Here is a 22331-nt window from a genome sequence, read left to right as displayed (position 1 = left end):
GTCAGAAACGGGTGCTGATGGCGCGGGTGAGGGTGCCTGCGTCGTCCACCACAGGCAGCCAGCGCCACTTGTCAAACGTGGTACAAGGGTGCGAGATGCCCAGGGCGACGAGATCGCCCACGGCGGGCACCGAGTCTGCCGCAGGGTCAAAACGCAGATAGGCGTGCTGGTCGTTCAGGGCGCTCACGGCCCAGCCCGCAGGCGCGTCTGCCGCCTGGCGCTCGCCCCGGCGCGTCCAGCGCACAGGCACGGGCATCTCCAGGTCGTACGACAGGTCGCGCCGCCCCGCCGTCAGCAGCGCCAGGCCCGGCTCGGGCACGGACTGCACCATGCTCCAGACTTCGAGCGCCGGGCGCAGCGAGGCATCCAGCCCCTCGCGCTGCTCCACGTGCTTCAGGAAGCGCTGGTAGTTGCCATGGTCGTGCGTGATGTAGCAGCCCGATCGCAGCACGCCGCGCACGGGTTTGGACAGCCCCTGTGTGCGCAGCAGCGGGATGACCAGGTCGAACACGGCGGAGCCGCCCGCGGTGAGCAGGATCTCGGGGGCTGCAAACCGGCCCTCGGCGTCGCAGGCGCGGGCCACCTCGGTCACGCGGCGCACCAGGGCCGTGACTTCGCGCGCGTCGTGCTCGCTGTCGCAGCGGGCCACGCCGCCTTCGTAGCATTCCACGCCGCCCAGCTGCACGGCGGGCGACTGCGCCATGGCGTGGGCCAGGGCCAGGGCTTCTTCCAGCGTGCGGCAGCCGGTGCGCTGGCCGGGCACGCCCATCTCCAGCAGGGTGTCCAGGCGCCGTTCACCGCGCGCGGTGTGGCCGCGCCGCTGTGCCCAGTCTTCGATGCAGCGCAGCTGCGCCAGGCTGTCGATGAGGAACCACACACGCAGGTCGGCGTGGCGCTGCAGCAGCATGTGCAAGCCGTCCAGGTCGGCATCGCAGAGCACCTGGTTGGCGATGATGGCGCGGCGCGCACCGGCCTCCACGCCCACGCTGAGCTGGTAGACGGTGGCAAAGGTCAGGCCCCAGGCACCGGCCTGCAGCTGCTGTGCAAACAGCTCGGGCGACATGGTGGTCTTGCCGTGTGGCGCCAGGTCCACGCCCTTGCGCTCGGCATAGGCCTGCATCCAGGTCAGGTTGTGGGCCAGGGCGCTTTCGCGGATGACGGCCAGCGGCAGGGGCAGGTCGCCCGCCAGCACGTTCCAGCCGCGCTGGCCCAGGTCGGCAGGGCGGCAGGGCGCGGCGTGCAGGGGGTAGCTCTTGCAGCGGTGGTCAAGAAGAATTTCGTTGGTCATGGTATGGCGCAAAAGGTTCGTTGGGGCTGCGCCCGTCAGCGCAGAAAAGACCGTTCGGGCGGACCCTGTCGAAGCCTTGCGCGGCGCTTCGACAGGCTCAGCGTGAACGGCTCGGGGCAGATGGATGCCGACTCCATGGATGAATGCCCTTCGACAGGCTCAGGGCGATCAGGTTGATGGATTGGCATGGGACAACGGAACGGTTTTCCAGCAGGCGTGCAGATGGCCGGGGGCCACTTCGCGCAGCTGCATGTCGGCGCTGGCGCAGCGCGCCTCGGCCTGGGGGCAACGGGTGCGGAACACGCAGCCCGAGGGCGGGTGGGCAGGGCTCGGCAGGTCGCCCTGCAGCAGCGCAATGCTGCGGCGCTGGGCCGGGTCGGGGATGGGCGCTGCGGCCAGCAGTGCCTGGGTGTAGGGGTTCTGGGGCTGGGCGTACAGCGCTTCGGTCGGCGCAATCTCCATCACCCGGCCCAGGTACAGCACCACCACGCGGTCGCACAGGTATTCCACCACATCGAGGTCGTGCGAGATGAACAATAGCGTGAGGCCCAGCTGCTCTTTGAGCTCGCCCAGCAGGTTCACCACCTGCGCCTGGATGGACACATCGAGCGCCGACAGCGGCTCGTCGGCCACGATGAACTGGGGCTCCACCGCCAGCGCGCGCGCAATGCCGATGCGCTGGCGCTGCCCGCCCGAGAACTCGTGCGGAAAGCGCTCGGCGTGCTCGGGCCTGAGGCCTACCTGTTCCAGCAGCTGATGGATGCGCGGCAGGCGCGCGGCGCCCCGGGCCAGGCCGTGCGTATCCAGCGCCTCGGCCAGCACGTCGCGGATGCGCATGCGCGGGTTCAGGCTGGCGTACGGGTCTTGAAAGATGATCTGGATCTGCGAGCGCAGCGGCCGGTACTGCGACTGCGAGAGCTGGGCCAGGTCGTGCGGCGCAGCGCCGCCGTGGTAGCGCATTTCGCCGCTGGTCGGGTCCACCAGGCGCGTGAGCAGGCGGCCGATGGTGCTTTTGCCCGATCCCGATTCGCCCACCAGGCCGAGCGTTTCGCCCCGGCGGATGGTGAAGCTCACGTCGTCCACGGCGCGCACGGGGTGCGGACCGCTGCCAAAGTGCTTGCGCAGGTGGGCAATTTCCAAAAGCGGCGAGGCGGTGTCAGTGGGGGCCATGGTGTGGGGCGGGTTCAGGACGGCGTTCATGCGCTGACCTCGGCAGTTTCGGCGGGTTCGGCATGCACCTCACGGTGCAGGCAGCGCACCATGCGGCGCGGGCCCGCGGCTTCCAGCGCGGGCATGGCGCGTTCGCAGTCGGCCTGCCGGCGTGCGCAGCGCGGTGCAAACGCACAGCCCGGCGGGGGTGCGAGGGGGCTCGACACCTGGCCCGGAATCGCCACCAGCTGGCGCCGCCCCGGGCCGGAGGTGTTGCCCGCAGCCAGCGCCTGCCGCCGGGCCACGCCGGGCAGGCAGGCCAGCAGGCCGCGCGTGTAGGGGTGCTCGGGGCGCGCAAACAGGTCGTGCACGCGGGCCGATTCGACGATGCGCCCGGCGTACATCACGGCCACGGCGTCGGCGTACTGCGCCACCACGCCCAGGTTGTGCGTGATGAACAGCAGGCTCATGCCGGTCTCTTTCTGCAGCCGCCCCATCAGCGCCAATATCTGCGCCTGGATGGTCACATCCAGCGCCGTGGTGGGCTCGTCGGCAATCAGCAGCGTGGGGTTGCAGGCCATGGCCAGCGCAATCATCACGCGCTGGCGCATGCCGCCCGAGAGCTGGTGCGGGTATTCGTGCACACGCTGCGCGGCGGCGGGGATCTCGACCAGCTCCAGCATGCGGCGGGCATGGGCCAGCGCGGCGCTGCGGTCCATCTTCAGGTGCAGGCGGGCCGACTCGGCAATCTGCTCGCCCACCGTCAGCACCGGGTTCAGGCTGGTCATGGGCTCCTGGAAGATCATGGCCACCTCGTTGCCGCGCAGGCGGCGCTTGTCGGCCTCGGGCAGTGTCAGCAGGTCGACCCTGCGGCCGTCGCGCTGCACAAACCAGGCCTCGCCCGTGACCTGCGCCTGCGAGGTGCGGGCGTGCAGGCCCATGAGGGTGAGGCTGGTGACGGACTTGCCCGAGCCCGATTCGCCCACCAGCGCCAGCGTCTCGCCGGGGTGGATGGCAAAGGACACATCGGCCACGCTCTGGATGCGGCCGGCATCGGTGGCGAACGAGGTGGACAGGCCGCTGACTTCGAGCCGGGGCGCGGCGCTCATCGTGGGGGTGGTCATACGGCTTTCTTCAGTTTGGGGTCGAGCAGGTCGCGCACGCCGTCGCCCAGCATCTGCAGCGACAGGGCCGTGAGCACGATGGCCACGCCGGGGGCAAAAATGGTCCAGAACGCCTTGTCGGCATAGTCCAGGCTGCCCGCGATCATGGTGCCCCAGGTGGGGATGTCCGGCGGCACGCCCACACCCAGAAAGGACAGGCCCGCCTCGGCCAGGATGGCATAGGCAAAGATGAACGTCACCTGCACCAGGATGGGCGACATCAGGTTGGGCAGGATGTGGCGCCACAGGATGAGGTGCGTGCGCACACCCAGGGCGCGTGCGGCGTCCACAAACAGCAGCTCGCGCAGCACCAGCGTGGTGGCGCGCACCACGCGGGCCACGCGCGGGGTGTAGACGATGACCAGCGCCAGCATCACGTTCCACAGCGACACGCCCAGGATGGATACCAGCGCAATGCCCAGCAGGATGTCGGGGAAGGACATCATCGCGTCCACCAGGCGCATCAGCGGCGCATCGAGCCTGCGAAAGAACCCCGCCAGCATGCCCAGCAGCGTGCCCAGCAGCACGGCGCCAGCGGCCGTGACGAGGCCAATCAGCAGCGAATAGCGCGCGCCGTGCACGATGCGCAGCAGCACGTCGCGGCCCAGCTCGTCGGTGCCCGCCCAGTGCGTGCCCGAGGGCGCGCGCAGGCGCTCGCTGATCGACAGGGCATTGGGGTCGGCGTCGGACACCCAGGGGAAGACGACGGCGATGCTGGCCACCAGGGTTATCACGATGGCGGCGGCCAGCACCACCTTGCGGGCGAACAGTCGGCGCAGCACGGCCCGCAGGCGGTGCCAAAGAGTGGGGCTCGGGTTCATGGGGCTTCCAGACGGATGCGGGGGTCCACCAGCGTGTACAGAAAGTCGATGGCCAGGTTGATGAAGACGTAGATGGCGGCAATCACCAAGAGCGTGCCCTGAATCACGGGGTAGTCGCGCCGCAGCACGGCCCGCACCACCAGGTTGCCCACACCGGGCAGGTTGAAGACGGTCTCGGTCACCACGGTGCCGCCGATCATCAGCGCCATGGTCAGCCCCAGCACGGTGACGATGGGCACCAGCGCATTGCGCAGCACATGCTTGACCATGATGGTGCCCTCGGGCAGGCCCTTGGCGCGCGCGGTGCGCACGTAGTCTTCGCCCAGGATGTCGAGCATGGAGGCGCGCGTGAAGCGAATGATGAGCGCCGAGTTGAGCAAGCCCAGCACCAGCGCGGGCAGCATCAGGTGCTGCAATCGCTCGCCCAGTGTGGCGCTCGGGTCGCCATAGCCCGAGGCGGGGAACCACCCGAGCTTGACCGCAAACAGCTGGATCAGGATCAGCCCCAGCCAGAAGCTGGGCACGCTGGCGCCCAGCATGGCCACGCCGCTCACGGCCTGGTCGGTGGCGCTGCCGCGCCAGACGGCGGCGGCCATGCCACAGGGCACGCCCACCAGCGCGGCGATGCCCACGGCAAACAGCGCCAAAAACAGCGTGGGCTCGGCCCGCTCCAGCAGCGCCTGGGCCACGGGGCGCTGCAGAAACAGCGATTGCCCCAGGTTGCCCTGCAGCAGCTCGCCCACCCACAGCCCGAACTGCACGGGCAGGGGCTTGTCCAGCCCGTACTGCGCACGGGCCTGGGCAATGTCGGCGGCGGTGGCCTGGTCGCCCAGCAGCAGCGCCACCGGGTCGCCCGAGGCCAGCCGCGTGAGGCAGAACACCAGCACCGCCACCAGGGCCAGCACCACCACGGCGCCGCCCAGGCGCTTCAACAGAAATCGCATGTTTGTCTCTTTGAAAAGTCCCATGGGCCTATTGATTCGGCATCCACCCCCTTAAACCGTTCACGCTGAGCTCGTCGAAGCGCTGCGCAAGGCTTCGACAAGCTCAGCCCGAACGGTGGGTTGGCGCATCAGGAGACACCCCAAACCACACGCGACCCCGGCCCCAGACCAGTGCCACCGTGGAACCGGCTTTGCCGGGCCACGGGTGGCGCCCCCTTGAGGGGGAAGCGCCGCAGGCGCATCGGAGGGGAGTCAGTTTTTCAGTTCTTCAAGCCGGTGTTCCAGAAGAACGGCCAGATGGCCGGTGTGTAGCCCGAGAGCTTGGCCGAGCGGGCCGACAGGCCGTTGAACTTGCCCACCTCGATGAAGGGCACTTCGTCGTACACCACCTGCTGCACCTTGCCCCACAGCGGGCCGCGCTTGGCGGGGTTGGTCTCCTGGTTGAAGGCCGCAAGCGCAGCCTTCTTGTCGGCCGAATCCCACCAGCCCGGCGCACCGTCACCCAGCTGTGGGGGCGAGAGCATGGGCTCGGGGAACAGGCCCGAGTGCGTGAAATACACGTCCCACAGCTTGGGGTCGTTGCGGCGCTGCACCAGCGTGGCCCAGTCCACCACCTGCAGCTCGGTCTTGAAGCCCGCCTTTTTGAGCTGCTCGGACATCACCAGCGCCATGTTGTAGTGAAACTCGTACTGGCGGCTGGCCATGATGCGCACGGGCTGGCCGTTGTAGCCGGCCTTGGTCGCCTGGTCCTTGGCGGCCTGCGGGTTGCGCTCGTTGTAGAGCTTGCTGCCCGCGTCAGAGTAATACGGCGTCCCCTTGGGGAAGAAGTTGGGCTCCACCACAAAGAAGCGGTTGTCGCCAAAGCCGGCGGCCAGCAACTCGCCAGAGCCCACGGCGGTCTGCACCGCGCGGCGCAGCGGCTGCGAGGCCAGCACGCCTTCCTTGGTGTTGAACACGATGTACGGGAAGCCGAAGTTCTTGGTCACGATGGGCACCACGGCCGGGGCGCCTTTTTCGATGCGGCCAATGGCTTCCACCGGCAGCAGGTCGGCGTACTGGAACTGGCCCGAGAGTGCGCCCTCGACGCGCGTGTTGGCGCTGGGCACGGGCACGAAGCGCAGTTCGTCGAGCAGCGCCTCGCGCTTGCCGGCGTAGCCGCTGGCGGCTTCCTTGCGGCTGGCGTAGCCGTCAAAACGCACCAGCACGGTGAACTGGTCGGGGCGGCGTTCCTTGAACTGGTAGGGGCCGGTGCCGATGAAGTCCTTGAGCTGGGGCGCAATGCTCTCCTTGGCCATGATGGCGGCCATGCCGCTGGGCAGGGCCAGCTGGGCCAGCAGCGGCGCGTAGGGATTTTTCAGCTTCAGCTCCACCGCCAGCGGGCCCTTGGCGGTGAGCGAGGCCACTTCCTTGCCCACGGCCTTGCCACGGGGGTTCAGCTCCATCCAGCGCTGCAGCGAAGCCACCACATCGTCGGCTGTCATCTCGCGGCCGTTGTGGAGCTTCACGCCCTTGCGCAGGGCGATGGTGTAGGTCAGCCCGTCCTTGGACACGCTGGGCAGGCCCTCGGCCAGCATGGGGGCGATGGCCCAGTTGCCGTCGAAGGTGTACAGCGGCTCGTACACGTGCTGCATGATGGTGCCCACCAGGTCGGCGGTGCTCACCATGGGGTCCAGCCCTTGGGGCTCGCCGACCATGGCGAGGTTGGCAGCGCCGCCCTTGGCGGGCGCCATTGCGGCCGTTTGGGCCCAGCCGGTGCTGCAGGCCAGGGTGAAGGCGGCGGTCAGCGCCGCGGCGCCCAGCAGCGTGCGGCGGCCCCGCAGTTCAGGCATTGGCAGCGGCTGCTGCACCAGGTTGGTTCCAGACGTTTGCATTGCACACCTCGAAGTAATAGGATTACACGAATAAGCACGTTCGATGCCAGAATCGCACAGTGTTTTAGCGTTTCCGCAATGAAGCGTGTAATATTTTTACTAAAAGGAGTGTTTCCCATGCCAGTAGAAACCCTGGGCCAGTCTCCCGTCGCGTCCGACCGGCTGGCCCGTCCGCTCTCGCCCGCCACCCGTGCGGGCGACTTTGTTTTTGTCTCGGGCCAGGTGCCCACCGACGACCAGGGTCAGGTCATCGTCGGCGGCATCGAGGCGCAGACGCGCCAGGTGTTCCAGCGCGTCAAGGACGCCCTGGCCCTGGCCGACTGCACGCTGGACGACGTGGCCAAGGTCAGCGTCTGGCTGGCCGACGCGCGCGACTTCGGCAGCTTCAACCGCGTGTACATGGAGTGTTTTGGCGACCACCGCCCCGCGCGCTCCACGGTGGAGTCGCGCCTGATGATCGACGCCAAGGTCGAGATCGACGTGACGGCCTACAAGCCGCGCGGGGAGGCCTGTTCTGCAAAAAAAGTTTGATTGAAATTCGGCTTCACCGCTTACTGTATAAGCGGTTATAGCTATCAAATTAATAGCTTTTCGTGCCCGGTACGCGCTGACGCGCCCCGCGTTGTCACACCGGCCGGGTGCGCATCAGCGTGCTCTTGCCGAACAGCGACTCCACCAGGTCCACCGCCAGCACGGCGGTCTTGTTGCGCACGTCCAGGGCGGGGTTCAGCTCCATGATGTCGAGCGACGCGAGGCGCCCGCTGTCGGCAATCATCTCCATGCACAGCTGCGCCTCGCGGTAGGTGGGGCCGCCGGGCACGGTGGTGCCCACGCCGGGGGCGATGTCGGCGTCCAGAAAGTCCACATCAAAGCTCACGTGCAGGTGGGTGTCGGCGTTAAGGCCGCTCAGCGCGCGCTCCATCACCGCGCGCATGCCCACCTCGTCGATGGCGCGCATGTCGAACACCTCCAGGCCCTGTTCGTGCACAAAGCGCTTTTCGCCCGGGTCCACGCTGCGGATGCCGATCTGCCGGATCTGCGACGGGTGCAGCGCCGGGCCGCCGCCGGGCATGCCGGCCAGCTGCGTCAACTCGCGCGGGCCAAAGCCGCACAGGCAGGCCACGGGCATGCCGTGCACATTGCCGCTGGGGGTGAGTGCGCTGGTGTTGAAGTCGGCATGGGCATCCAGCCAGAGCACGCGCAGTGTCTTGCCCGCTTCGGCGCAGTGGCGGGCTACGGCGCTGATGCTGCCCAGGCCCAGGCTGTGGTCGCCGCCCAGCAGGATGGGCAGGTGGCCCGCGCGCAGCTCGGCCAGCACGGCGTCGAACACCAGCTGGTTCCACTGCACCACCTCGGCCAGGTGGCGGTAGCCCTCGGTGGGCGGCTGCCAGGGGTTGGTGGGGCCGTTCAGGTTGCCGCAGTCGCGCACCTGCAGGCCGTGGCTGGCCAACGCCGCATGCAGGCCGGCCACACGCAGGGCCTCGGGCCCCATGGAGGCGCCGCGCGCCCCCGCGCCGATGTCGGTGGGCGCGCCGATCAGGCTGGCGGTGCGGGCAGGGGGCTGGGGGCTGGCGTGGTCAGAGTTCATGGGTGCAGGCAACAGGGCCCGGTTGCGCCGAGGCAGGCCGGGTGGATGAAGGTGTAAGGGCAGGCGCTTGTTGCAGCAGCCCGAACAGGTCCTTGGGGTCGTCCATCTGCGGAATCAGGTCGATGGGTGTGGCCAGGTGCGGGTGGTGTTGCAGCAGCGCGTGCAGGGTGCGCAGGGCCGAGAAATCTTCCAGCGCAAAGCCCACCGAGTCAAACACGGTGACATCGCCCGGCGCGGTGCGGCCCGGGGCGTGCCCGGCCAGCACGTCGGCAAACTCGGCCACCGGAAAGTCGGCGGGCAGCTGCTGGATCTCGCCTTCGATGCGCGACTGGGGCGTGAACTCCACCACCACGCGCGCATCCGGGCGGCGCAGGATGTCCGGGTGCAACTCGGTCTTGCCCGGGCAGTCGCCGCCCACTGCGTTCAGGTGCATGCCGGGCGTCACCATGTCGGGCGTGAGGATGGTGGCATTGCGCTTGTCGGCCGTCACGGTGGTCACGATGCCGCAGCCTTGCACCGCCTCGGCGGTGCTGGCGCAGGCCTGCACGCTCAGCCCGGGCAGGGCCAGGCGGGCCAGGTTCTGCTGCAGCTTGGCGGTGGCGGCGGGGTCGGTGTCGAACAGGCGCAGTGTGCGCACGCCCAGCAGGTGGTAGAAGGCCAGGGCCTGGAACTCCGCCTGCGCGCCGTTGCCGATCAGCGCCATGCTCGTGGCGCCCGGCCCCTCGGTGCGCGCCAGGTGCCGGGCCGCCAGCACCGACATGGCGGCCGTGCGCAAGGCGGTGGTCAGCGTCAGCTCGGACACCAGCAAGGGGTAGCCCGTGCCCACATCGGCCAGCACGCCAAAGGCCGTCACCGTCAGCAGCCCCTGGGCCGTGTTCTTGGGGTGGCCGTTCACATACTTGAAGCAATACAGCGTGCCATCGCTGGTGGGCATGAGTTCAATCACCCCGCCCGGCGAATGGATGGCGTGCCGCGCCGACTTGTCGAAATCGGCCCAGCGGCGGTAGTCCTGCTCCAGCGCCGCCACCAGTTGCCGCAGCAGCGGGGCCAGGCCCACCGCCTGCACCAGCTGGCGCACGCTGTTCACGCCGAGGTAGTTCACCATGGTGTTGGTCTCCATCAAACGGTTGTATGGGGCAGTGCGCGGGCCAGCCTGCGCGCTGCGATCCATCGATTCTGCGCACAGGCACAGCCAAAGAAAAGCCAAAAAACTGTGCAATGACACTCATGTTTTGAACACAACGTCAGAGAAAAATGGCGATGTGCCGGGTCGACTCTGGGCCGCATCCCCCCGGCGATAAACTTTGCCCCCATGCAAGTCGCCCTGGCCCAACTCTCCCAGCATCTCCAACGGGGCCTTGCGCCGCTTTATGTGCTGCATGGCGACGAACCGCTGCTGCAGCAGGAGGCGGCCGACGCGATCCGCTCCGCAGCCCGTGCCCAGGGCTACACCGAGCGCAGCAGCTACACCGTGGCCGGTGCCCACTTCGACTGGAGCGCCGTGCTGGCGGCCGGCGGCAGCCTGAGCCTGTTTGCCGACAAGCAGATCGTTGAGATCCGCATCCCCTCGGGCAAGCCCGGCAAGGACGGCAGCGTGGCCCTGCAGCAGGTGGCCGAATCCGCCCGTGGCAACGACAGCACGCTCACGCTGGTGATGCTGCCCCGCCTGGACAAGGCGACCAAAACCGGCGCCTGGTTTGCCGCACTGGAGGGCAGTGGCGTGTCCCTCCAGATTGACCCCATCGAACGTGCGCAGCTGCCCCAGTGGATCGCCCAGCGCCTGGCCGCGCAGGGGCAGCGCGTGGTGGCGGGTGAGGAAGGCCAGCGCACGCTGCAGTTTTTTGCCGACCGCGTGGAGGGCAACCTGCTGGCCGCGCACCAGGAGATCAGCAAGCTCGCGCTGCTGCACCCGGCCGGTGAGCTGACCTGGGCCCAGGTCGAGTCGGCGGTGCTCAACGTGGCGCGCTATGACGTGTTCAAGCTGTCCGAATCCGTGCTGGCCGGCCACACCGCCCGCGTGCAGCGCATGCTGGACGGCCTGCAGGCCGAAGGCGAGGCCGAGGTGCTGGTGCACTGGGCCCTGGCCGAAGACATCCGCGCCCTGAAGCGCGTGAAGGACGCGATGAACGCCGGCCGCCCCCTGCCCATGGCCCTGCGCGAAAACCGCATCTGGGGTGCCAAGGAAAAGCTCTACGAACGCATCCTGCCCAAGGCCAGCGACGCTGCCCTGGCGCGGCTGCTGCAGTCGGCCCACATCGTGGACGGCATCGTCAAGGGGCTCAAGCAGCCCGATTGGCCGCAGGACGGCTGGCAGGCACTGCAAAGGCTGGCGCTGCAGGTGTGCCGTTTGACGCAGGCGGCGCGGTGACGCGTTGATCTCTCGTCCCCCATAACTTCAAAAGCAATGCCATGCGCTTTCGATTGCTAGTCCGAAACGCGTCGCTTGTTGCATTACTTCTTTTGCCCGTCGCTCTGGCTATCGGTTCTTTACTTAGCGGTCTGACGTCGTCTGGATTCGACAAAGGCGGTACGTGGTCATACACGGTGCTGGGGCTGGCTGGAGCGATAGCTGCATTGAACCTTTACTTGGCTTTCACTCGCCCATGGTTCTATTCGCTAAGGACACGCGGCAGCATGGAGGGATACAGACGCGCGTCTGGCGTGCCGCTGGTAGGGACTGCACTTGTAGTGGCCGCGATCATGATGGCTTTCGGTGATTGGTACTTTGCGGCCGGAGGCTTGCTGGTTTTGGCGCTGGATGTTGGTGGGACGCCGTGGCTCCTGGCTGCGATCTCGCGAGATAGCTCTTTTTGGAAGTGAGAGATTCAGTTCGGCTTAGTTTGGGCCGGGCACCACTCCCCGCGCTTTGTCTAACCACATTTGCAAATTTGCCACCAGGTCCTTCTGACTGAACGAGCAGCTCTCTTCCGAAAACAACGCGCCCGATTCCAGCCGGTCCAGCAGGTTCAGCAGCACCTCGCCGTAGCGCGGGGGCAGGTCGGTCAGCAGCGTTGTTTGTTGGCGGGCCAGGGTGCTTAGCGTTGCAGCGGTATGTTCGCCGCGCTCGAAAGCCTGCAAAGCCTGGCTCAGGGTGGCAAGTTGGTGGTGGGCGGTGTCGGTCATGGCAGGGGGCGGCGGGATGCAAAACCGCAAGGGTAAAGCCATCTGCGGCAAAATCGCCGGATGAACGCCCTGAACGTCGCCGAATACACGCAAACCCTGGGTCTGCAGGCCAAAGCGGCCTCTGTGCTGATGGCCAAAGCGCCAGCAGCTATCAAAATCAAAGCGCTCAAGGCGCTGGCGCGGCTGCTGCGCGAGAACGTCGAAGCGCTGCAAGTTGACAACGCCCGCGACCTTGATCGCGCCCGCGCCGCCGGGCTGGCCGAGCCGATGGTGGACCGCTTGAAGCTCAGCCCCAAGGTGCTGGAAACCTGCGCCCAGGGCTGCGAGCAGCTGGCGGCCATGCCCGACATCATTGGCGAAATCATCGGCATGAAGCAGCAGGCGAGCGGCATCCGCGTGGGGCAGATGCGCGTGCCGATCGGCGTGTTCGGCATGATCTACGAGAGCCGCCCCAACGTGACCATCGAGGCTGCGTCCCTGTCCATCAAGAGCGGCAACGCCTGCATCCTGCGCGGCGGCTCCGAGGCCATTGACTCCAATAAGGCATTGGCCAGGCTGGTGCAGCAGGCGCTGGCCGAAGCGGGCTTGCCGCAGGACGCGGTGCAACTGGTGCAGACCACCGACCGCGAGGCCGTGGGCCAACTGATCGCCATGCCGCAGTTTGTGGACGTGATCATCCCGCGCGGCGGCAAGGGTCTGATCGAGCGCATCAGCCGCGACGCCAAGGTGCCCGTCATCAAGCACCTGGACGGCAACTGCCACACCTATGTGGACGACCCCTGCGACGTCGCCATGGCGGTGAAGGTGGCCGACAACGCCAAGACGAACAAGTACAGCCCCTGCAACGCGAGCGAGGGCCTCCTGGTGGCGCGCGGCGTGGCCGCCGAATTTCTGCCGCAGATCGGCGTGGTGTATGCCGCCAAGGGCGTGGAGATGCGCGGCTGCCCCGAGTCGCTGGCGCTGCTGGCCGACGTGCCCGGTGCGCTGCTGGTGCCCGCCACCGAGCAGGACTGGAGCGAGGAATACCTCGCGCCCATCATCAGCGTGAAGATCGTGGACGGGGTGGATGAAGCCATTGCCCACATCAACCGCTATGGCAGCCACCACACCGACGCCATCCTGACGACGAACCATGTTCATGCCCAGCGCTTCTTGCGCGAGGTGGATTCGGCCAGCGTGATGGTGAACGCGAGCACGCGCTTTGCCGACGGCTTCGAGTACGGCCTGGGCGCCGAAATCGGCATCAGCACCGACAAGTTCCACGCGCGCGGACCCGTGGGCATCGAGGGGCTGACCTCGCTCAAGTACGTGGTGCTGGGCGAGGGCGAGGTGCGGGCTTGATTTGCTATCTATTTGGTAGCTGCTAGCGCTTGATGGTAAAGCGCTGAGGGCATATTTCAATGAAAATCATCATCCTCGGTGCGGGCCGTGTGGGCCAGAGCGTGGCGGACAGCCTGGTGTCCGAACGCAACGACATCACCGTCATCGACTCCGATGCCGCGCGCCTGCGCGATCTGGAGTCGCGCTTTGACCTGCGGGGCGTGGTGGGCAATGGCATCGAGCCCGCGGTGCTGGCCGAGGCGGGCGCGCAGGACACCGACCTGCTCATCGCCTGCGCCGCGCAGGACGAGACCAACCTGGTGTGCTGCAAGCTGGCGCAGCTGTTGTTCAACGTTCCCACGCGCATTGCGCGGGTGCGCTCCACCGGCTTTCAGCTGGACGAGCGCCTGGCCGGGCCCGAGGGCTTTGGCGTGGACCGCATCATCTGCCCCGAAGAGTCGCTGACCCGCTACATCGGCAAGCTCATCGACTACCCCGAAGCCATGCAGGTGCGCGAGTTCGCGGGCGGGCGAGCCTGCCTGGTGTCGGTGCGTGCACGCGCCGGCGCCCCCATGGTCAGCCACACCATCAGCGAGCTGCGCGAGAGCACCCCCGACGTGGCCATGCGGCTGGTGGCCATCTACCGCCGCTTTTCCGACGAGCCCGACCGCTTCGTCGCCTGCGATGGCAAGACCCGCGTGGAGCCCGGCGACGAGGTGTTCGTGCTGGCCGCCGCAGGCCACATCGCCGACGTGCTTTCAGCCCTGCACCGGCGCGGCAGCCGCCCGGTGCAGCCGGTGCGGCGCATCATGATCGCGGGGGGCGGCCGCGTGGGGCTGCGGCTGGCGCGCCAGCTCAGCAAGGAAGCGGGCCGCTTTCACATCAAGGTCATCGAGGCCGACCCCGACCGCTGCATCGAGCTGGCGTCCACGCTGCCCTCGGAGGTGCTGGTGCTGCAGGGCGACACCACCGACGAGGACCTGCTCAGCGGCGAGAGCGTCGAGGAGATCGACCTCTTTCTGGCGCTGACCGACGATGACGAGGACAACATCATGTCCTGCCTCCTGGCCAAGCGCATGGGCGCGAGCCGGGTGCTGGCGCTCATCAATCGCCGCAGCTATGCCGACCTGATGCACGGCACGCAGATCGACATCGCGCTGTCGCCCGCGCAGGCCATGCTGGGCGAGCTGCTGGCCTATGTGCGCCAGGGTGATGTGCAGGCCGTGCACAGCCTGCGCCGGGGCGTGGCCGAGGCGCTGGAGATCGTGGCGCGCGGCGACCGCAAGAGCTCGCGCGTGGTAGGCCGCAGGGTCAGTGAGCTGCAGCTGCCGCACGAGGTGCACATGGGGCTCATCGTGCGCGGCCTGCCCGAATCGCCCGATGTGTCGCCCGACGAGCTGCGCGAGCCCGAGGTGATCATCCCGCGCAGCTCCACCGTCATCCAGACCAACGACCACGTGGTGTTCTTCCTGCCGCACAAGCGCCTCGTGCGCGAGGTCGAAAAGCTGTTCCGCGTCAGCGCCACGTTCTTCTGATGCGCCACGCCGAGTCACTTCGCGCCGCCGCGCGGTTGCCACACGCACCATCGCTCCCGGGTCGTTCAGGCCTGCGCCGACGGCTGGAGCCCAGGCATTCACCATGACAGACATGTTTCCGGTTCTGCGGGTGCTGGGCATCCTGATCATGATCTTCGCGCTGGCCATGGGCCTGCCGCTGGCGGTGTCGTGGTTCTGGAAGGATGGCGTGTGGCACGTGTACCCCATGGCCATGGGGGCCACGTTCGCCGTGGGCGGCGGGCTGTGGTGGAAGCTGCGCCTGTTCCGGCGCGAGCTGCAGGCGCGCCACGGCGTGATGCTGGTGACGCTGGTGTGGGTGCTGCTGCCGCTGTTTGCCGCACTGCCGCTGATGCTGGCAGGGCACGCCATCGGTCGGCCCATGTCCTTCACCCACGCATACTTCGAAGCGGTGTCGGGGCTCACCACCACCGGCGCCACCGTGCTGGCCGGGCTCGACAGCCTGCCCGTGTCGGTGAACGTATGGCGCACGTTCTTACAGTGGGTGGGCGGCATGGGCATCCTCATCCTGGCGGTGGCCGTGCTGCCGCTGCTGGGCGTGGGCGGCAGCCAGCTGTTCCGCGCCGAGGCCGCGGGCCCCGTGAAGGACGCCAAGCTGACCCCGCGCATGACCGAGACGGCCAAGGGGCTGTGGGGGGTGTATGCGGTGTTCTCGGTGTCGTGCGCACTGGCGTACTGGCTGGGCGGCATGGATCCCATCAATGCCGTCATGTACATGTTCAGCACGGTGAGCCTGGGCGGCATGTCGCCGCACGACACGAGCTTTGGCTATTACCACTCGCCGCTGCTGGAGGCGATCTCGGTGGGCTTCATGCTGGTGGCCAGCTGCAACTTTGCGCTGTATTTCGTGGCCATCCGCAAGGGGCACTGGCAGGGCTTCTGGCGCGACCCGGAGCTGCGCGCCACGCTGGCCACGCTGATCGGCGGCGGCCTGCTGGTGGCAGCCCTGCTGTGGGCCAAGGGGGTGTATACGCCGCTGGATGCGCTGCGCTACGGCATGTTCAATGTGGTGTCGATCGCCACCACCACGGGCTATGCCACGGTGGACTACCTGGGCTGGCCGGTGTTTGCGCCGGTGTTCATGCTGCTGCTGTCCGGTGTTGCCACCAGCGCCGGGTCCACCGGCTGCGGCATCAAGATGGTGCGCATGCTGATCCTGCTCAAGCAGGCGCGGCGCGAGATGAACCGCCTGGTGCACCCACGCGCCGTGCAGCCCGTGCGGCTGGGCGACGCGGTGGTGGACAACCGCGTGATCTTTTCGGTGCTGGCCTTCATGCTGGTGTACGGCGCCACCATCATCGGCCTGAGCATGGTGCTGCTGGTGACCGACCTGGACCCGGTGACCGCGTTCTCTGCCGTGCTGGCCAGCGTGAACTGCATGGGGCCAGGCCTGGGCAGCGTGGGGCCCGCGTCCAACTATGCGGTGCTGACCGACTTCCAGGTATGGGTGTGCACCTTGGCCATGCTGCTGGGGCGGCTCGAAATCCTGAGCTTCATGGCCTTGCTCACGCCCGCGTTCTGGCGGCGTTGATGCGGCGTTGATCCTGCATTGATGCAAGCCCTGCCCGGCCTGCCTTGCGAAAAGGCCGGGTGGCTCCATATCCCTACAATCCGTCCGCAATTGGCTTCCCGAGGGCATCTATGGTTCCGCATCTCATCACGGCCCTCACCGGGCCGATCAACGAACTCGAACAGCGCATTCTCGACTCGATGCCCGCCATCGAACGCTGGTTCCGGCTGGAGTGGATGGAGCACACGCCGCCGTTCTACACCTCGGTGGACATCCGCAACGCGGGCTTCAAGCTGGCCCCGGTGGACACCAACCTGTTCCCGGGCGGCTGGAACAACCTGACCAAGGAGATGCTGCCCCTGGCCGTGCAGGCGGCCATGGCGGCCATCGAGAAGATCTGCCCCGAGGCGCGCAACCTGCTCATCATCCCGGAGAACCACACGCGCAACACCTTCTACCTGGCCAACGTGGTGCAGCTGCAGCGCATTTTCAACATGGCCGGCCTGAACGTGCGCGTGGGCTCCATCAGCCCCGAGATCAAGAAGCCCACCCCGATCGAGCTGCCGGGCGGCGACACGGTGACGCTGGAGCCCGTGGTGCGCACCAAGCGCCGCCTGGGCCTCAAGGACTTCGACCCCTGCACCATCCTGCTCAACAACGATCTGTCGGCGGGCGCACCGGGCATCCTCGAAGACATTCACGAGCAATACCTGCTGCCCCCGCTGCACGCGGGCTGGAGCGTGCGCCGCAAGAGCACGCACTTCAAGAACTACGAAGAGGTGGCCAAGCGCTTCGGCAAGATGCTGGGCATCGACCCCTGGCTCATCAACCCCATGTTCAGCCAGGTGGACGGCGTGGACTTTGCCGAAGACAAGGGGATGGACCAGCTGCAGGGCTCGGTCGATGCGCTGCTGACCAAGGTGCGCCGCAAGTACAAGGAATACGGCATCAACGAGAAGCCCTTCGTCATCGTCAAGGCCAACAACGGCACCTATGGCATGGGCATCATGACCGTGCGCGACGCGAAGGAGCTGGACACCGTCAACCGCAAGACCAAGAACAAGATGGCCGTCATCAAGGACGGCCAGCCAGTGAACGATGTGCTGATCCAGGAAGGCGTGCTCACCCAGGAGCGTGTGCACGAGGCCGTGGCCGAGCCCGTCGTCTACATGATGGACCGCTATGTGGTGGGCGGCTTCTACCGCATGCATGCCGAGCGCGGCGTGGACGAGAACCTGAACGCGCCCGGCGCCAGCTTTGTGCCGCTGGCCTTCGAGCACAGCACGCACATGCCCCAGCCCGGCGTGCGCCCCGGCGTCAGCGCACCCAACCGCTTTTACATGTACGGCGTGGTGGCGCGGCTGGCCATGCTGGCGGCCAGCTACGAGCTGGAGGCCACCAACCCCGACGCCGAGGTGTATGACTGAGTCCCACTGAGCCGCCTGCGGCGGGGCGGCCCTTGCGCGGCGGCGGCGGGCCGCGAACGCGCCCAGGGCGGAGGCTACCCTGGTGCCGGCTTGCCATGCCCGCGCCCGATTGCCAAGGGCAAGTTGCTGCGCCGCAACATGGGTGTACCTCCCCAGACGCGGCTCGGGGCACGGGCGCACAATAGCGTTCCCAAAAGTAACGGAACCCGGCGCGCCCTGTGTGCCGGGTGCGGTCAGTGCAAAGCTCCAAGTCATCGCTCGCAGCGCTCACGCTGGGAGCCATCGGTGTGGTTTATGGCGATATCGGCACCAGCGTGCTGTACGCGGTCAAGGAGGTCTTCGGATCCGGCCACGTGCCCTTCACCCCGGACAACATCTACGGCATCCTCTCCATCTTCTTCTGGACGCTCACCGTCATCGTCTCGCTGAAGTACGTGGTGCTGGTGCTGCGCGCAGACAACAAGGGCGAGGGCGGGCTGGTGGCGATGCTGGCGCTGGCGTCGCAGGCCGTGAAGGGCAAGCCCCGCCTGCGCGGCGTGCTGCTGGCCGTGGGCATGTTCGGCACGGCGCTGTTTTACGGCGACGGTGTCATCACCCCGGCGATTTCGGTGCTGTCGGCGGTGGAGGGGCTGGAGGTGGTTTCGCCCCACTTCGCAGGCTATGTGATCCCGCTCACGCTGGTGGTGCTGTTCTGCCTGTTCGCCGTGCAAAAGCGCGGCACGGGGGGCATCGGCAAGTTCTTCGGCCCCATCACGCTCACCTGGTTCGTCACCATCGCCGTGCTGGGCGTGTCGCACATCGTGGGCCACCCCGAAATCCTGTGGGCGCTGAGCCCGCACCATGCTCTGGGCTTCATGTGGGCCAACCCGGGCACGAGCTTCATCATCCTGGGCGCGGTGGTGCTGTGCGTGACGGGGGCCGAGGCGCTGTATGCCGACCTGGGACACTTCGGCAAGCGGCCCATTCGCCTGGCCTGGTTTGCCGTCGCCATGCCGGCGCTCACGCTCAATTACTTTGGTCAGGGCGCCCTGCTGCTCGCAGAGCCCGAGGCGGTGAAGAATCCGTTCTACATGATGGCCCCGGACTGGGCGCTGATCCCCCTCGTCATCCTGGCGACCATGGCCACCGTGATCGCCTCGCAGGCGCTGATCACCGGGGCCTTCAGCGTGACCAAGCAGGTCATCCAGCTGGGCTACCTGCCGCGGCTGAACATCCAGCACACCAGCGTGCGCGACACGGGGCAGATCTACATCCCGCTGGTCAACTGGGGCCTGTTCATTGCCATCGTGCTGGCGGTGGTCATGTTCCGCTCGTCGAGCAACCTGGCGGCGGCCTACGGCATTGCCGTCACGCTGGACATGCTGATCACCACCACGCTCACGTTCTTTGTGATCCGCTATGGCTGGGGCTATCCGCTGGCTTTGTGCATCGCGGCCACCGGCTGCTTCTTCGTGGTGGACCTGGCCTTCTTTGCGTCCAACCTGCTCAAGCTGTTCAAGGGCGGCTGGTTCCCACTGCTGATCGGCGGCATCGTCTTCGCCTTGATGATGACCTGGAAGGAGGGGCGCCGCCTGCTCAACGACAAGCTGCGTGCGGATGCGATCGACCTCAAGGACTTTCTGGAATCGGTGTTCATCAGCCCGCCCACCCGCGTGAGCGGCACCGCGGTGTTCCTCACCGCTGACACCGGCGCCGTGCCCAACGCGCTCTTGCACAACCTCAAGCACAACAAGGTGCTGCATGAGCAGAACCTGTTCGTCACCGTGCACAACCATGAAACGCCCTGGATCGGCCTGGACAAGCGCCTGCAGGTCGAATCGCTGGGGCACGACTGCTGGCAGGTGGTGATCCACTACGGTTTCAAGAACGACCCGGACGTGCCTCGCGCGCTGGAGCTGCTGCGCGGCCGGGGCTGTGAGCTGGAGACCATGACCACCAGCTATTTCCTGTCGCGCGACACCGTGATCCCGTCCATTGGCGGTGGCATGGCGCCCTGGCGCGAGAAGCTGTTCGCCCAGATGCACCACAACGCCAGCGCCGCCGCAGACTTCCTGCACCTGCCCAACAACGCCGTGGTGGAGCTGGGGTCGAAGATCGAGATCTGAAAATTTGGCCTTTTTTGGGCCTCAGCGCTTATTGGTAAAGCGCTGATAGCTATCAAATTGATAGTTTGTCTGCGTGGTTCCATCCGCGGCTGCGGGTGCAGGAGCGGCCGTCGCGCGTGGCTGCCAGAATCCAGCCCATGCAATTTTTCAAAGACCTGAGCCTGTCGGCCGCCACGGCAGGGTTTGTGGCGGTGCTCGTGGGCTTCACCAGCTCGGTCGCCATCGTGTTCCAGGCTGCGCAGGCCTTCGGCGCCACGCCCGCACAGATCACCTCCTGGATGTGGGCGCTGGGCCTGGGCATGGGGCTGTGCTCGCTGGTGCCGTCGCTGGTCCTGCGCATGCCGGTGATGATCGCCTGGTCCACACCCGGTGCGGCCGTGCTCGCCACGGCCGGGGCTGCAGGCGGCTTCAGCATGGGGGAGGCTGTGGGCGCGTTCATCCTCAGTGCGGCCCTCATCACGCTGGTCGGGGCCACGCGCTGGTTCGAGCGGGTCATGAACCGCATCCCCATGGAGATTGCAGCGGCGCTGCTCGCGGGCGTGCTGGCCAAGTTTGGCCTGCAGGCGTTTGTGGCCGCCCAGACCGCGCTGCCCCTGGTGCTGCTGATGCTGGTGGTGTACTTGCTCGCCCGGCGCTGGGCGGCGCGGTATGCCGTCGTCATCACGCTCGCAGCGGGCGTGGCCTGGGTCGCCAGCCAGGGGCAGATGGCGTGGTCCGCGGTACACCTGGAGTTGGCGGTGCCGGTCTTCACCGCGCCGCAGTTCAGCTGGGCGGCTGCCGTGAGTCTGGGCCTTCCGCTGTTTGTGGTCACCATGGCCTCGCAGAACCTGCCCGGCGTGGCCGTCATCCGTGCTTCGGGGTACGACCTGCCGGTGTCCCGGCTTCTCACGCTGTCGGGCCTGGCGACGCTGGTGCTGGCGCCCTTCGGCGCGTTCGCGCTCAACTTCAGTGCCATCACGGCCGCCATGTGCATGGGCCCCGAGGCCCACCAGGACCGCAGCCGCCGCTATACGGCCGCCGTGTGCTGCGGCGCGCTGTATGTCGCCATCGGCCTTTTTGGCGCGGTGATCACCGGACTGCTGACGGCGTTCCCCGCCGAACTGGTGGCCGCCATCGCAGGCCTTGCGCTGCTGGGCACGATCGGCAACGGCCTGGCCGCCGCGCTGCGGGAGGACGCGCACCGGGAGGCAGCGCTGATCACGTTCTTGGTCACGCTCAGTGGTATCTCGATCGCCGGCGTGGGCTCGGCGTTCTGGGGCGTGGTGGCGGGCAGCGTTGCGCTATTTGTGCAACAGTACAGGCGTTCGCCAGCCAAGAGCGCCTGAAGGGGCCTTGGCGGCCCGTCCCCCCGACCGACCCGACACCATGCACCTTCTTTTCATTGCCGATCCGCTGCACAGCTTCAAGATCTACAAGGACACCACCTTCGCCATGATGCGCGAGGCCTACCGCCGAGGGCACACGCTGTCCGTCTGCGAGCCGCAGCACATCACTTGGCAACGAGGCAGCAGGGTCAGCGCCCAGGTGCTCGGCATCACGCTGACCGGCGACCCGACCCAGTGGTATGAAGCCCAGCCCCTGCGGCGTGCGGAGCTGAAAGACTTCGACGCCGTGCTCATGCGCAAGGACCCGCCGTTCGACAGCGAGTACTTCTACGCCACGCATCTGCTGGAACAGGCCGAACGCGACGGCGCCCGCGTGTTCAACAAGCCCCGCGCCCTGCGCGACCATCCCGAGAAGCTCGCCATCATGGAGTTTCCGGAATTCATCGGCCCCACCCTGGTCACGCGCGATGCGCAAGACATCCGGCGCTTTCATGCCGAGCACCAGGACATCATCCTCAAGCCGCTCGACGGCATGGGCGGCATGGGCATCTTTCGCGTGGGGCCCGATGGCCTGAACCTGGGCAGCATCACCGAAACCTTGAACCGCCACGGGGCGCAAAGCGTGATGGTGCAGAAGTTCCTGCCCGAGATCGTGGACGGCGACAAGCGCGTTCTCATCATTGGCGGCAAGCCGGTGCCGTTTTGCCTGGCCCGCATCCCGCAGGGCTCGGAAGTGCGCGGCAATCTCGCCGCAGGCGGCAAAGGCGTGGCGCGGCCACTCTCCGACCGCGACTGGGAGATCGGCAATGCCCTTGGTCCCGTGTTACAGGAGCGGGGCCTGCTGCTGGCCGGGGTGGATGTCATTGGCGACTGCGTCACCGAAATCAACGTCACCAGCCCTACCTGCTTCCAGGAAATCTTCGACCAGACCGGCTGCGATGTGGCGAAGCTCTTTATAGATGCGCTGGAGCTGGCGATCTCTGCCGGCGATTGACGCGATTCTTTTCAGAAATCTTGCCGGCCTGATCAAAACGGTGCTATAGTCGAGGGCTTCGCTACACGGAGCGGCTCCTTCGGGAGGGGCGGCAGATAAGACTGCTGCCTTGCTGGATGGGCTGTGATG

The 22331-nt window shown here is 67.1% G+C and carries 18 protein-coding genes; 9 read left to right on the top strand and 9 right to left on the bottom strand.

From position 1 onward, the window contains the following. Position 1: 1 nt before the first annotated feature. From ACOQFS_RS07955 to ACOQFS_RS07930, 6 genes are all read right to left on the bottom strand, one after another. Positions 2-1288 carry an amino acid deaminase gene (locus ACOQFS_RS07955; protein ID WP_421562358.1) on the bottom strand — a complete coding sequence of 429 codons (1287 nt, stop codon included), beginning with the start codon at positions 1286-1288 and terminating at the stop codon, positions 2-4. A 168-nt stretch (positions 1289-1456) separates the two neighbouring features. Next, on the bottom strand, positions 1457-2458 hold the full coding sequence (locus ACOQFS_RS07950; protein WP_421562357.1) for an ABC transporter ATP-binding protein: 1002 nt from the start codon (positions 2456-2458) through the stop codon (positions 1457-1459). A gap of 26 nt (positions 2459-2484) precedes the next feature. Further along, positions 2485-3561 (bottom strand): ABC transporter ATP-binding protein, encoded by a 1077-nt coding sequence (locus ACOQFS_RS07945; RefSeq protein ID WP_421562356.1) that lies wholly within the window; start codon positions 3559-3561, stop codon positions 2485-2487. Further along, positions 3558-4421, bottom strand: a complete 864-nt coding sequence (locus ACOQFS_RS07940; protein WP_421562355.1) for an ABC transporter permease — start codon at positions 4419-4421, stop codon at positions 3558-3560. Before ACOQFS_RS07940 ends, ACOQFS_RS07945 begins: the two co-directional genes overlap by 4 nt. Continuing rightward, the gene (locus ACOQFS_RS07935) at positions 4418-5365 is read right to left on the bottom strand and encodes an ABC transporter permease (protein ID WP_421562354.1); all 948 of its coding nucleotides are present in this window, start codon (positions 5363-5365) and stop codon (positions 4418-4420) included. The genes ACOQFS_RS07940 and ACOQFS_RS07935 overlap by 4 nt, the downstream gene beginning before the upstream one ends. A gap of 260 nt (positions 5366-5625) precedes the next feature. Then, positions 5626-7236 (bottom strand): ABC transporter substrate-binding protein, encoded by a 1611-nt coding sequence (locus tag ACOQFS_RS07930; protein ID WP_421562353.1) that lies wholly within the window; start codon positions 7234-7236, stop codon positions 5626-5628. Between the two features lie 117 nt (positions 7237-7353). Here ACOQFS_RS07930 and ACOQFS_RS07925 point away from each other — a divergent pair, with 117 nt between their 5' ends. After that, positions 7354-7767, top strand: coding sequence for a RidA family protein (locus tag ACOQFS_RS07925; protein WP_421562352.1), 414 nt, complete (start codon positions 7354-7356; stop codon positions 7765-7767). Positions 7768-7861: 94 nt separating this feature from the next. Here the strand turns inward: ACOQFS_RS07925 and rocF are convergent, their stop codons facing one another. Both rocF and ACOQFS_RS07915 read right to left on the bottom strand, forming a co-directional pair. After that, on the bottom strand, positions 7862-8824 hold the full coding sequence (rocF, locus tag ACOQFS_RS07920; RefSeq protein WP_421562351.1) for an arginase: 963 nt from the start codon (positions 8822-8824) through the stop codon (positions 7862-7864). Further along, on the bottom strand, positions 8814-9929 hold the full coding sequence (locus ACOQFS_RS07915; RefSeq protein WP_421562377.1) for an ornithine cyclodeaminase: 1116 nt from the start codon (positions 9927-9929) through the stop codon (positions 8814-8816). Before ACOQFS_RS07915 ends, rocF begins: the two co-directional genes overlap by 11 nt. A gap of 207 nt (positions 9930-10136) precedes the next feature. Between ACOQFS_RS07915 and holA the strand changes: the two genes are divergently transcribed. Further along, positions 10137-11192: a DNA polymerase III subunit delta gene (gene holA / locus ACOQFS_RS07910; protein WP_421562350.1), complete on the top strand. Its 1056-nt coding sequence runs from the start codon at positions 10137-10139 to the stop codon at positions 11190-11192. Between the two features lie 467 nt (positions 11193-11659). On the opposite strand, the gene ACOQFS_RS07905 is transcribed toward holA, so the two are convergent. Beyond that, entirely contained in the window at positions 11660-11947 is a 288-nt protein-coding gene (locus ACOQFS_RS07905; protein ID WP_421562349.1) for a hypothetical protein, read from the bottom strand. A gap of 60 nt (positions 11948-12007) precedes the next feature. Here ACOQFS_RS07905 and ACOQFS_RS07900 point away from each other — a divergent pair, with 60 nt between their 5' ends. From ACOQFS_RS07900 to gshB, 7 genes are all read left to right on the top strand, one after another. Then, on the top strand, positions 12008-13288 hold the full coding sequence (locus ACOQFS_RS07900) for a glutamate-5-semialdehyde dehydrogenase (protein WP_421562348.1): 1281 nt from the start codon (positions 12008-12010) through the stop codon (positions 13286-13288). A 59-nt stretch (positions 13289-13347) separates the two neighbouring features. Further along, the gene (trkA, locus tag ACOQFS_RS07895; protein ID WP_421562347.1) at positions 13348-14802 is read left to right on the top strand and encodes a Trk system potassium transporter TrkA; all 1455 of its coding nucleotides are present in this window, start codon (positions 13348-13350) and stop codon (positions 14800-14802) included. Positions 14803-14905: 103 nt separating this feature from the next. Then, entirely contained in the window at positions 14906-16372 is a 1467-nt protein-coding gene (locus ACOQFS_RS07890; protein WP_421562346.1) for a TrkH family potassium uptake protein, read from the top strand. 110 nt (positions 16373-16482) lie between these two features. Continuing rightward, positions 16483-17778: a glutamate--cysteine ligase gene (gshA, locus tag ACOQFS_RS07885; protein WP_421562345.1), complete on the top strand. Its 1296-nt coding sequence runs from the start codon at positions 16483-16485 to the stop codon at positions 17776-17778. A gap of 236 nt (positions 17779-18014) precedes the next feature. Continuing rightward, positions 18015-19883: a potassium transporter Kup gene (locus tag ACOQFS_RS07880; protein WP_421562344.1), complete on the top strand. Its 1869-nt coding sequence runs from the start codon at positions 18015-18017 to the stop codon at positions 19881-19883. 137 nt (positions 19884-20020) lie between these two features. Then, a complete protein-coding gene (locus tag ACOQFS_RS07875; protein ID WP_421562343.1) occupies positions 20021-21208 on the top strand; it encodes a benzoate/H(+) symporter BenE family transporter in 1188 nt (395 codons plus the stop codon). Between the two features lie 40 nt (positions 21209-21248). Beyond that, entirely contained in the window at positions 21249-22202 is a 954-nt protein-coding gene (gene gshB, locus ACOQFS_RS07870; RefSeq protein ID WP_421562342.1) for a glutathione synthase, read from the top strand. Positions 22203-22331: the final 129 nt, after the last annotated feature.

The organism is Paracidovorax sp. MALMAid1276 (genome assembly GCF_049198005.1).
GTDB lineage: Bacteria > Pseudomonadota > Gammaproteobacteria > Burkholderiales > Burkholderiaceae_C > Acidovorax.
This window is presented reverse-complemented; position numbering and strand designations above follow the sequence as displayed.